Source organism: Microbulbifer variabilis, from assembly GCF_020524905.1.
In the GTDB taxonomy this organism is placed as follows: domain Bacteria; phylum Pseudomonadota; class Gammaproteobacteria; order Pseudomonadales; family Cellvibrionaceae; genus Microbulbifer; species Microbulbifer variabilis_A.
Genome location: NZ_JAIVKI010000014.1, coordinates 118,682 through 131,037 on the forward strand (window position 1 = coordinate 118,682; position 12,356 = coordinate 131,037).

At 44.4% G+C, this 12,356-nt stretch carries 8 protein-coding genes; 4 read left to right on the forward strand and 4 right to left on the reverse strand.

Annotated elements, in window-relative coordinates:
- The first annotated feature begins 42 nt into the window (after positions 1–42).
- Positions 43–1,035, forward strand: a complete 993-nt coding sequence (gene rdgC / locus LC073_RS15625; RefSeq protein WP_226648247.1) for a recombination-associated protein RdgC — start codon at positions 43–45, stop codon at positions 1,033–1,035.
- A gap of 132 nt (positions 1,036–1,167) precedes the next feature.
- Here the strand turns inward: rdgC and gndA are convergent, their stop codons facing one another.
- On the reverse strand, positions 1,168–2,688 hold the full coding sequence (gene gndA, locus LC073_RS15630) for an NADP-dependent phosphogluconate dehydrogenase (RefSeq protein WP_226648248.1): 1,521 nt from the start codon (positions 2,686–2,688) through the stop codon (positions 1,168–1,170).
- Positions 2,689–3,386: 698 nt separating this feature from the next.
- A complete protein-coding gene (locus LC073_RS15635) occupies positions 3,387–4,562 on the reverse strand; it encodes a serine hydrolase domain-containing protein (RefSeq protein ID WP_226648249.1) in 1,176 nt (391 codons plus the stop codon).
- Between the two features lie 765 nt (positions 4,563–5,327).
- Here LC073_RS15635 and LC073_RS15640 point away from each other — a divergent pair.
- Positions 5,328–5,810 carry a hypothetical protein gene (locus LC073_RS15640; protein WP_226648250.1) on the forward strand — a complete coding sequence of 161 codons (483 nt, stop codon included), beginning with the start codon at positions 5,328–5,330 and terminating at the stop codon, positions 5,808–5,810.
- Between the two features lie 326 nt (positions 5,811–6,136).
- Here LC073_RS15640 and LC073_RS15645 read toward each other — a convergent pair whose 3' ends face one another.
- Both LC073_RS15645 and LC073_RS15650 read right to left on the reverse strand, forming a co-directional pair.
- Complete coding sequence (locus tag LC073_RS15645) at positions 6,137–9,142, reverse strand: TonB-dependent receptor (RefSeq protein ID WP_226648251.1); 3,006 nt, start codon at positions 9,140–9,142, stop codon at positions 6,137–6,139.
- A gap of 586 nt (positions 9,143–9,728) precedes the next feature.
- Complete coding sequence (locus tag LC073_RS15650; RefSeq protein ID WP_226648252.1) at positions 9,729–10,244, reverse strand: RNA polymerase sigma factor; 516 nt, start codon at positions 10,242–10,244, stop codon at positions 9,729–9,731.
- A 692-nt stretch (positions 10,245–10,936) separates the two neighbouring features.
- On the opposite strand from LC073_RS15650, the gene LC073_RS15655 reads away from it, so the two are divergent.
- Together LC073_RS15655 and LC073_RS15660 are read left to right on the forward strand one after the other, a co-directional pair.
- A complete protein-coding gene (locus LC073_RS15655; RefSeq protein WP_226648253.1) occupies positions 10,937–11,995 on the forward strand; it encodes an alpha/beta fold hydrolase in 1,059 nt (352 codons plus the stop codon).
- Positions 11,996–12,023: 28 nt separating this feature from the next.
- Entirely contained in the window at positions 12,024–12,284 is a 261-nt protein-coding gene (locus tag LC073_RS15660) for a hypothetical protein (RefSeq protein WP_226648254.1), read from the forward strand.
- Positions 12,285–12,356 lie beyond the last annotated feature (72 nt).

Here is a 12,356-nt window from a genome sequence, read left to right on the forward strand (position 1 = left end):
ATTAACGGCCGCACTCACAACTGAACACCAATGGCCTGATGTATGTGGTTTAAGAACCTTCGTATTTACCGCTTAACCAAAGAATTCTCCCTGGATGCCGAAAAATTAAACGAGCTTCTGGAAGCCCAGGCATTTGTGCCCTGCGGCAGCCAGGACAGCGCCCGCTACGGCTGGGTCTCTCCCCTGGGCCGACACGGCAGCCAGCTGGTACATGCCACCAATGGCTACCTGATGGTCTGCGCCAAGAAGCAGGAGAAAGTTCTACCAGCTGCTGTTATCAATGAGAAAGTGGAAGAGCTGGCCCAGGCGATTTCTGAGAAAGAGGCCCGCCAGGTGGGCCGTAAGGAACGTCAAAACCTCAAAGACGAAGTACTGTTGGAAATGCGCCCCAAGGCTTTTGCCCGCTCCCGACTGCACTATGCCTATATCGCCCCGCAGGAGGGCTGGGTTGTGGTAGATGCTTCCTCTGCCTCCGCCGCTGAAGAGTTGCTGGAAAACCTGCGTGAGGCCATTAGCAGCCTCGCGGTAGTGCCACTATCAGCCAAAAACCTTCCTCAGCAGGCTATGACCCACTGGCTTACCGCTCCCGAGGCCCCCGTACAGTTTGATTTCGGCCACGAATGTGAACTGCGTGATCCAAAGGACAGCGGTAGCGTGATCCGCTGCAAAAACCAAGACCTATGTGCCGAGGAAATTCATAATCACCTGGTTGCCGGATTGCAGGTGCACAAGTTGGGGCTGGTTTGGCGCGGTGGGGTCGATTTCCTGGTAGATGATCAACTCTCCCTGAAACGGGTAAAGTTTAGCGATGAATTACTGGAAAAAGCAGATAACGCCGATGCCGAAAGTGCAGCACAGCGCTTCGATGCCGATTTCGCGGTAATGACATTGGAAATCTCAGCCTTGATCCGGGATCTGCTCAACGCCTTTGGTGGTATGAATACCGAATCTACCAGTGTAGAGGAGATTGTCGCCAAAGCCTCCCGCTCTGAAGCTGAAGACCTGGCGCGAGAAGTAGAAGAAGTGGTCTTTTAATACCTTTGTCTTACTGCCCAAATAGTACGCTTAGTGCTTTGAAGTAGGAACCAGCTACCAATTCACTGACCCAGAGTGGGGCGAAAGCCCCACTCAAGCCCAAAGTAGCAGCAGCTGACTTTTTAATCTCTACTATATCTCTACAACCGGGCGACCTGGTTCACTCCACTGCACATGGTATTTGCGCTGCTCAGGCTGATCTACACGTGAAAAAGTATGAGCACCGAAGAAGTCCCGCTGCCCTTGCAACAAGTTGGCAGGCAGGGATTCCGAGCGGAAGGCGTCGTAATAACTTAGGGCCGAAGACAGCGCCGGCACCGGAATACCGTTCAGGGTTGCACTGGCAACCGCCTGACGCCAGTTAGCTTGGTGGTCAGCGATCTGCCGGATAAAAAAGTCATCTAATAACAAGTTGGAGAGCTTGGGATCCCGGCTGTAGGCATCACTGATGGACTGCAGGAATACCGCGCGGATAATACAGCCGGCACGCCAGATTCGTGCGATTTCCGAGAAGTTCAGCTGCCAGCCCTGCTCTCGCGCAGCCAGTTTCATCAGGTCAAAGCCCTGAGCGTATACGCAGATCTTGGCACAATAGAGAGCATCGTGTAGCTGTTGAATAACCTCCTCGCGTTGCTCTGCTGCCACCTGGGTAAGCTCCGGACCCTTAAGTTTCTTTGCGGCACGAGTGCGCAGAGTTTTGCGGGTAGATAGGGAGCGAGCGTAAACCGCTTCGGCAATGCTAGGCGCCGGGCATCCCACTTCCAGACTACTAATAGCAGTCCAAAGGCCTGTCCCCTTCTGGCCCGCACGATCCAGAATCACATCCACCAGCGGCTGTTCGGTAACGGAATCCAGGGTAGACAGCACTTCCGCACTGATATTAATTAGATAGCTGTTCAATGGACCGCGATTCCACTCACGGAATACTTCGGCAATTTCCGAAGGTGACATCGCCAGGGCACTGCGCATCACATGGTAAGCCTCGCAGATCATTTGCATATCCGCGTACTCAATGCCGTTATGCACCATTTTCACATAGTGTCCGGAGCCAATAGGGCCGATATAAGCCGCACAGGGCTCCCCTTCGTTCACCGGATTACCTGGCTCAAAGCGTTCGATGGGCTGACCACTGGCCTTGTCTACCTTGGCTGAGATCGCGTGCCAAACAGGCTCGATACGACTCCAGGCGTAGCGATCACCACTGGGCATCAAAGACGGCCCAAAACGCGCACCCACCTCACCACCGGATACCGCTGTAGTGAAGAAAATCAGCTTACCTTCATAGCGCTTAGCACGCTCTACCGAGTCGGTCCAAAGGCTGTTGCCTGTATCCACAACAATATCATCGGCCTTGAGACCGGCATCCAGAAGCTTGCTACAGACATCATCTACTGGAGCTCCTGCAGGCACAGAGAGAATGATCAGGTGCGGTGCTTTCACCTTAGCCAACAACTCGGTGTATGAATTACAGATTTCTATACGCGCAGGTTGATCACCACGTTCTTTTTTGTCCTGCTCCAGCAGTGCATTGAGCCGGTTGTGATCCAGGTCGAAGGCGCAGACCCTATAGCCGTTGTCGGCCAGGTTCAGGATCAGGTTCTTACCCATCACACCGGCGCCAATAAAGCCAATGTCGCACTGTGAATCAGACATCAAATTCTCCGTATTAAGATAGGGGGCTTTCAGGGGCGCGGAGTATAGCAATAGGAATCGAGGGTCGGGAGAGTAAAAACTCATCAAAGTAGCCTCTCTCATCCTTAAACACACCGCCTGTCACACTAGCTACCTAGAGAGTTTTAGCGGCTCACTACGGTTAAGTACAGAAAATTGACAGGCCTCTCCAGCACGGTGCCACCAAAAGCCAATTAGGAAGGCTTGCGAGTAAATAGAATTGAAATCATGAACGCCAGTGACTAGCCGTGCTGCAGAAATTACTGCAGAGAGCCTAACAGAAAGAAAACCCGAGCAATCTTAGTAGCCATTTATGCAAGAGTTACAAGAAATCGTATTGGGGGTTATTGGCAGTTTCCGTTATGTCCTTGGCTTTTTGGGCGGGGCACAGCCAATATTTTGTTTTTTTAAAGTCTCTAGGATCATTTCACATCCCTTTTACGGAAAAGCATCACCTTCCAAGCACTCTATAAGGGGCTTGGAAGGTACAGAATCATCCCAAAATTATTAAAGACCCAATCTTTAAGCTATACCCCCTAAGTAATTAACAACCATGTATTTTCAGCGCAATAACAAACTCCAGAGTTTTGCTTTTAACCAGGGGTCTACTCTGGAAACTAACACGATCTGAAGCTATTCATAAAAATAGAGGCTTGGAGGGCTATCCAAGAAAATTCCTGCTACTTTTCTCCATGCACCAAGGCTTCTTTAAAAACGGGGTAAATATCCTTAAAGGCTAAGTTTGCATCAACATTTGCACTATTAAAAGTAACACCAATTGCACGCCCTTTATCCGCAAAGATCAAAGCATAGCTTAGGAAAGTGCCACCGGAACCTGAATGGGTACTGACTCGCCCCAGCCCTTCTTTGAACTTACTGCCCCATCCCATAGGAAAGCGGTTATCTTTTGCTTCACCAAAATGCAACAACTGACAATATTCTTGAGTCAATACTTTAGATTGCCCCTGCAAGCACCTCAAGTTCTCCATAAGCCATTTTTCATAATCCAGTGCAGACAAACTGAGATCACCAGCCGGGCCGAGAATAGTAGGTATGGTATTCTCCCCATTAGGATCGTCAGGAACAAGTTGACCGTCTTTACCAGGGATATGCCCATACACACCCCTACTATCATGTTTACCGGGCCAGCCGAAAATCGCATTAATTTCCAGAGGCTTGAAAACAAACTCTGTCATCAACTCCTCCCAGGGCTTACCGCTAACCTTTTCTAGCATGGAAGCAGCAAGCACATATCCAGCATTTGAGTATCTGATCTCTTTGCCATCTGCCGCAGGTGAGGGAGGAAGCTCCAACATTTTGTAAACAAAATCCTTCCTAAGCTCCATTGCCTTTTTGGGGGAAAGTTTAGTATCCATAAATTGAGTTGGGATTTCAGAAAATTCTTCCTCCTCAGTCATTGGTTTTATCCAGGCACGATGGGAAAGAAGATTAGAAAGTGTTGCCTGGCCATAGTTATTAGCGTTCTCTTTCGGTATCTCAGGAAAGATTTCGGCAACATGAGTGTCCCAATCAATCTTTCCCTTCATGACAAAAATAGCTGCCAAATAAGCGGTAAACGCTTTGGTGTTAGAACCAATATGCATGGGATCGGCAAAAGAAACTGGAAGTTCACCACCGACCACTCTTGTGCCCCTGACCCCTTGATAGATTACTTCTTCTGGGGATACAAAGACCCACGAAATAGCTGGTACATTATATTCGGAGATAGCCTTATCAAGTGCTGCGTCAAATAAAGCTTCTGCCTTAATATCAGAGCTCTCTGCATCAGCAAAACAAGCTGAATAGCTTAGCAAGGCGATTAAAGCCGATATAAATGTAAAACCCCTCTCCGACATACAAACTCCTCTTATATAAAAAACTTATCACAATAGATCTGAAATCATCATCAAAAATGACTCAGGCCGAAAATGGATTTAAAAACAGAGCTTAACTTAACAAGTCATATCAACTAAAAACCCAAGATAGCAACTGATTTTACATCAATTCAAAACCCAATTAACAGGTTTATAAATTTTTTGATCGCTTATTTCAGTCAACCCACCAGATCTAATAGACAGAATTCCGGGCAAATCATCAATATAGAATTTTAGAAAAACTATTGCACCAATAAATGCTTAACCAGCGCCAAAGACATTTAAATAAGCAGCAATAAAGATAAAAGGTCTATCTGGACTCATTTAGAGTAGAGTTAACTACAAATACCCAATCCTTTCCAAACTTATAAAACTCCCCAACCACACCATATTGCGCCATTTTATTTATCGCGCCAAACAACAAAACAATTACCCTTTCCACACCACTTATTAACAAGTTGACTTTGAAATTCAAATGCAGCACAAAAAATCCAAAATCATCTAAAGCATATGGAAAAGCTTTAAGCCAATAGTCTTTTGAAGTAAGAAAATATGCAAAATTTCAGTTTCATATATCTTATACAACAAAAAACCAATAACTCTTACAAACAATAATCTCACGTCGATTTTTACTGCCAGGCTCCCCCCATCTTATCAGCAACGTCGTCCTTAATTATGAAAGGACTTCCTTTCCATCGATGATGCTACGTTAAAAACATATAACTTAGGTTTGAGGAAATTATTATTATGAAAAAGATCCTTACTGCAGCCACTCTCTGTATCGCCACCGCAGGACTAACTGGTTTGGCTAGTGCAGCAACTTGGTCGCCATCTGGCGCTATCGCCCTGGCGAATGTTGGAAACTTAACAGTCAAAAAAGGTATTCAGCTCACCTGTTCTCTATCTGGTAGTGTCAACTCAACAGGAGCAGATGCATCAGTAGGAAGCTTGGCACTATCAGGAGGTTTTTTGAATATGTGCAACAGGGTTACTTTTAACAACTTACCGTACGAATTGGTTGGGGATGCCAACAATAATGTTACTTTAAAGAATGTGTCTGTTGCCGCTGTAACAGGCAATTGCGCGGGTGATCTTGTGGGCACATTTAATCAAGGAAATGGAAGAATTACTTTTAACAACGCTCAGATTCCAAGCTCCGGCAGTGGGAGTGCTTGTGTTATTAACGGTGTCATTTCAACCAATCCACAGTCATCCTTTACCGTCCCCTAGAGAGAACCAGTTAATTGAGACCAAGACATATCGCTAGTTTTGGCTAGCGATATTTCTTTATAAGAACTCAACAAATCTTTATGTACTACCCACCTCCTACATCTAATCCTATCAGCAATCTTCCTTAGGGATTTCTGCCGTTTTTATATAAACCTCTAAGGCTAATAGCAAGAAGACCACAAGGATAATCGCCAACAGATGCCTAATAGCAACACGAAGTTATTTAAAATACTACAACAAACTGAAAAAATATTACGTTTCAGTTTGCTGCAGTACTTAAGAATAGATCATCCAATTAGTAATAATTAATTAGAGACCCATAAATATTAGAATCCTTTACTGATGTTAAAGCCGACTATACGCGGCTCCAAGGTAAAGACATTAGTGGTCAGGCCTGAGTCATCACTATTGGTAAACAAGTCTGTGATAGGCGAATCATCAAAGATGTTCTTCACATAGAGCTGCATATACAGCTCTGAATTAGGGTTACTCAAACTAACAGAGGCATTCAGATTGCTCCACGCTTTTAGGCGATCATATCCGGTGTTATACACACGCGCATAACTCTCAGATTGCCGATAGTAATCAGCGCGTAGGGTAAGATCCCAGTCTTGAATAGGTATAGTGTGCTCCATGCCTAAATTTATTGTGAAGTGCGGAGCATTAGGAAGCTCATTACCACTCAAGTCTGCCGCAAAACCTCGCCCTCCATTTGGTGCATCGGTAAGCGGGTTGTAGGGATCAACACCGTAATAAAGATCCCAGCGATACCAGGGTGGAGCTTCAATTTCAGGGGTAAATGATCCGTACCGGGCAGAGCCTGAACACAATGACCAGATTGCCAATGCATTTTCTTCAGCTGCTGCAAGCTCAGCCAGTTCTACCGGTGCAATGCAATTAGAAGGTACTTGGATACTGGGGCGTACCAGAACCCAATCTTCATTGCCCTGGGTACGATTCATCACATCGACAGATTCCTCACCATCCGCAATACGAGTTTTCAAATACCCTAGATTCATGTCGACTCGAGTATTACTACTGAGTTGCCAAGCCAACTCCAGCTCCAACCCCATACTTTCAGCATCAAAGTTTTCATTAAGGGAAATACGGTCGACGATCTGAGAAACCTGGTAATCCTTATAATCATAATAAAATGCGCTGGCATTCAATGTCAGGCTACCATCTAAAAGAATATTTTTTGTACCAAACTCAATAGCATTAACATATTCAGGATCAAAAGCATCTTCAAGAGGTTGGAATTGCACAACCGTAGGATCAATATCGGCACGAGGTGGATTGGTACCACCTCCCTTATAACCATGTGCAAAGGAGAAATAGAACATCGTATCGTCAGTAAATGGTGTGTCCGTACGCCAATCCAATATTGCTCTTCCGGTAAACTCCTGCCAATCTTGTGTAACTTGGCTTTCCGATGGATACCCTCGGTAGCTGAGGCCTCCAGTTAATTCACCTGAGTCAATCTCACCGGTCTCTGAATTCAGCTGAGTACCCAATAATAATTGGCTCGGTACAGGAGTAGAGCGCTTGCGATCATCGGTATAACGCAAACCCGTAGTTAACTTCACATCATTGGTAATTTGCCAATAGGCCTCTCCGAACAGAGCCCAGGAGCGTGTCTCAACTAGATTGCGGCTTAGGAAATAGTTGTGCCCTTCTTCATCGATATTCTCGAGTGAATTAGGGTCCACATAAACACAATCTTTATCATTATTTTTCGCCGTTGGGTCTGTACAGTTTTCTGAAGATAAACCCGTGTCTGGGTCATAGACATCGTTGTACACATATTCAGCGATAATGCTGAACATATTATTGAAAACAAAATAGTCATCCTGAGTTTTAAAATCCAGGTAGTTAGCACCCAATGAAAAATTCCAAGGACCCTCAAAGCTCGTTTGTAAACGAAACTCCTGGCTCCACTGCTTGTTATCTGAGCGGCTGATATCCACAGCCAATATTCCTTCTGAAGGGCCCAGCTGTGGGTCAGTGTAAATACCACCAGGGCTCGGACCATTTTCACCAGAATCGTTAAAAATTGCGTCAGATACGTAGCGGTTATAATCCTGGGAGGAGTAGTAATCATCTTTGGCATAAGTTGACTGAGAGAATAAAGTGATAGCATTCCCTAGACCCCATTCGAAATTTAACTGTACTAAATCATTCTCAGCACGAAATACCGGATCATAGCTAGTCGAAATCTTGCGCAGATCTCTAGATTGCTCCGCATTGGCATAGGGGTCGGTATACCAATCCACCATAGGAAGTCCATTGTCCAGAAAAACAAATTGAGGGACTAAGACAAATGCAAATCCTCTACCATTTGGTGTGTCATAGGCCTTATCACTATACACGGATTCAGGTAAACAACCCTGGCTGAAAAATACCGGGGCAAAACCTGTTAGCTTAGTATTCCCAATAGTAGAGGGACCAGGATCTTTGGTACAAAGCTGCTTACCGGTACGGGAGCGCTTATCGTCTTCCTCAAAGTGCTGCCAGATCAAGTTGGCATTAAAATTATCAACAGGTTCCCATTCAAAGATTGCGCGAGTGGAATAGAGGTCGCGATCGTTCACGTCATTTCCGGTATAAGTATTGTTATCAAAACCATCTCGCTTGGTCATAGCACCGGAGAGACGAAGGGCTAAAGTATCGCTCATAGGCAAATTAAACATACCGCTGGTGCGTTTAGAGTTATAATTGCCTATTTCCACCTTAATCTCTGAATCCAATGCATCACCCGGCATTATCGGCAGCATGTTAACCACGCCTGCAGTAGCATTGCGGCCATAGAGGGTGCCCTGAGGGCCACGTAACACTTCCACCCTCTGCACATCAAAAAATTCCTGCTCGAATAGCCGATTACGAATCAATGGCGCGTTGTTAAAACTCACTGCCACTGCAGGGTCCGTAGCCGCAGAGACCGCTTTGGTCCCCACCCCCCGGATGGAAAAGTTATAGGTACTGAAATTGGCCTTGGAGAAATTCACATTTGGCACTGCTCTCAACAGCTCCTCACCACGCTCAATCTTCAAAGCATCCATGCTGTCACCAGATAGGGCTGAAACCGCAATAGGTACATCCTGGAGACTCTCTTCAATTTTCTGGGCCGTAACCGTCACTTCTTCAATAGGCTGTTTGGAGTGGCTACTTTTTTCAGTATCCTGCCCATCTTGGGCAAGCACTCCAGAAGGAGTAATAAACATTGCCAGGCAAGTTATTGCAGCACTGTACCAAGGGGTGGTTTGATTAAGCGGATTGGCGGCACGAATTGCTTGTGCAATCAATTTTTTTTGCTTACGCAGGCTCATCATCATTCTGACTCTCTCTATTATATTTTTCTCTATTTTTCTGTCAGCCAAACACCACCTTATCTCAGGCCTAACCAGATTAAAGACGCATTTCAATTTCTATCGGGGGGATATCCCCCTACTAGCAAATCCTTTTTTACTACATATACACCCCCTAAAATCAAAGAGATTAATCCAACAAAAATTAACATAAAAAAACAAAAGCAATGACCAAATCTTCCTGCAGCCAACCTTTCATCCAGCATCGATGAAAATGATAACTTTCAATATAGGAGTGCAAATTTTTCACCACCTTTCACCTCCTAAAAAATCTTCAGGAGTGTAGTTCAGGCCAGCAAAAGCAGATTTAAAAATTGACAGTGAAAAAAGAGGGCGATGTACACTTATTTCAAGTAGGACAAGTCCATCGTAATTTTAGTGAAGAACAAAATGTTTATGTTGATTACCGGTAAAGAGGAAGAATCACTTTTCTTCGACTAATATTGCTGGGGCACGCTAGAAGCATCCTGAAATCTTTACCGGTCAAGCAATATCCTTACCTCGCCTACCATAACCCGAATGACAAGCATATTAGAGTTTTCGGCAGGAAAGGCTATGGAACCTCTTCCAGCGCCCGCCTCACTTTTATCAGTGCGCGCTGAATAAGCTCCTTTACCGATTCTTTGGAAATTCCCATACGTTCGGCAATATCCTGATAGGTCATACCTTCAAAGCGATGAAATTTAAATGCAGTTCCTGCTCGGGGAGGCAACCCTAAAATCGCCTTCAATACGCATCGGCAATCCTGCATACCTATTACCGTACGCTCAGGCGTGATCACATCAGGAATTTCCAAATCTTGGGAGAGTGACTCATGAAGTGTTCTACATCGGGACTTTTGATATCGGCCGTAACTAATCAAAAGATTTTTAGCAACTGCAAAAATATAATTTCTTGGGCTTTCAATTTCTATATCGGATTGATGAACATGCCAATGTAATTGAGTAAAAACCTCCTGTACCAGATCATCAACATCGGCAGAGTTTACCCGAGATGAGAAGTATCGTCTCAATCTGGGGAGGTACTCATCCACCCAAGGAGAAATATCTTTTTGATGAATTTTATCCATAGTGAAACACACACGTGATTCAACTAATATTTAGCACTCCTCTAACACATAAAAGATTAGACAAGCAGAACAACATACGCGAAAAGGAAAATTTATTTTTACAATACACTTAAGGCAACACTTTCACAGCAATACAAGCAAGCAAAATACAGCAAATGCTTGGTCACAGATACAACCAAGAAAATCCATTAATTCCTAAACTGTAATTACATAAACGGAGAATAACCGCACAGGAAATTTTGATAAACGTCTTTCAGAAGACTTTAAGCAGAATAGAACGCCTTTTTCACAACCAAGAACATAACACCAAACTATAACCAGGCAATCGTTTATAGTTGACTATATTGATCTCATCTACCCGTCCGTAATCATCAAAAAAGTTCAAGACTTTCTTTAATAAAGAAGTAGACCTAGTTCCCAATCATTTTTAATTAACACCTCCCCCCTTTCGACACCAATAGTCACAATATGCACAGGTACTGTTGTAATAATTTTATCAAATGAGAATAGACTCTAAGGCCCGCTTATACTTTTCAAACTTTCTTGTTTTTTTGTGATAACCTGCCTATCCAGCAAGACCCAGACTGACCAAAGAAGAATATCCATCTATTAGCAAAAAGGTGATTTTTGCGACAAATTAAGACCTTAAAAGCCCAAACAAAAGAGCGAACGATGGCTAAAAGAGATTTTCTTTGATTTTTCAGCCTATTTTGTCTGGAATTTCAGTATCAAAAAATGCCTATACTGGTTTGACTCACAACAAACAGCATATCCGCTTTCCTTCACCCACCTTTACTCTAACCAATGACATCACACTCGCTATTTACAGTATTGGCCAGGGGTTACCTGTCATCTTTTGTCATGGTTTCCCTGAACTCGCTTTTTCTTGGCGCCATCAATTAGAGGCCACCGCAAAGGCAGGATTTAATGCTATTGCCCCAGACTTGCGTGGATTTGGCCTTAGCGATTCGCCCAAAGAGATTTCTGCTTATTCAATAACCGAGGTATGTGATGACCTCACAGGTATGATGGACTATTTAGGTCTAAAAAAAGCTGTGTTTTGTGGGCACGACTGGGGGCAGTTTGTTGCTGACAGCATGGCACTACTCTTCCCAGAGCGCTGTGCCGGCCTGATTGATATTGGGGAACCGCACAACTTTCGCCCAAGAGATCTGCCCTTAGTGCGGCCAAGGGCTGATGAATTAATCGATAAGCCTGCATACAATCATTTTTTGCAGCAACCTGAAATCCCAGAAGAGTTACTAAACAACAATGTAGAAAATTTCTTCCGCACATTTTTTCAAAAGGGGGATCTGACTAGTGAAAACCTCTCCAAGCTGCCATTAAATTCCCCAGAGAGAAAACTCGATCTTTCAGCAATGATGAGCAGTAAGACTGAGAAAATGCCTCTCTTTGTTTCAGAGAAAGATCTTAGGGTTTATGTAGATACCTATCAAAAGACAGGTTTTGATGGCGGAATCAACTGGTACAGGGCCATGGACATATCCTGGAAAGAGATGCAAAAACATCCTCAGCATTGGGCGTTAGACATACCCTATCTTTATCTTTGGCCAGCACAAGACCCCATAAACCCCCAGGGATTACAGGCAGGCCTAGAAGACTACATCGATAACTATCAAGCTTTTTCTATTGAGGATTGCGGTCATTTCGCCATGGAGGAAAAACCCAAGAAAATTTCCCATCATATTGTCAACTGGCTCAATCAATATTTTTCAAGTATAAAACACTAAAATTCGATCTAAGGAAGGACAGTAGTCAATGCGTTTTATCCTCAATCACCCTTTTATTAAAGGGATTCTCTTTTTAGGCCTCCTCACTAGCGCAGTAATCATCCATGCAGAACCTGCTAAAAACGAGGAGGCATTCACTTTCACAACCTGGAACAAACAGACTGCGGATGGCTTTGAGGGCTTCTTTAAAGTGCCAGAAAATCGCGGTATTCCTAAAAGCCGCTCGCTAAAAGTCCACTATGTAGTCGACCCTGAAAAAAACCAAACACCAGCCTCCAGTACAGTGTAATAAGGGCTTACGGAACGATTCGCACTAAATTCACCTTCCAAAACATGAGCAAATGAACCGTATTGTCAGCCA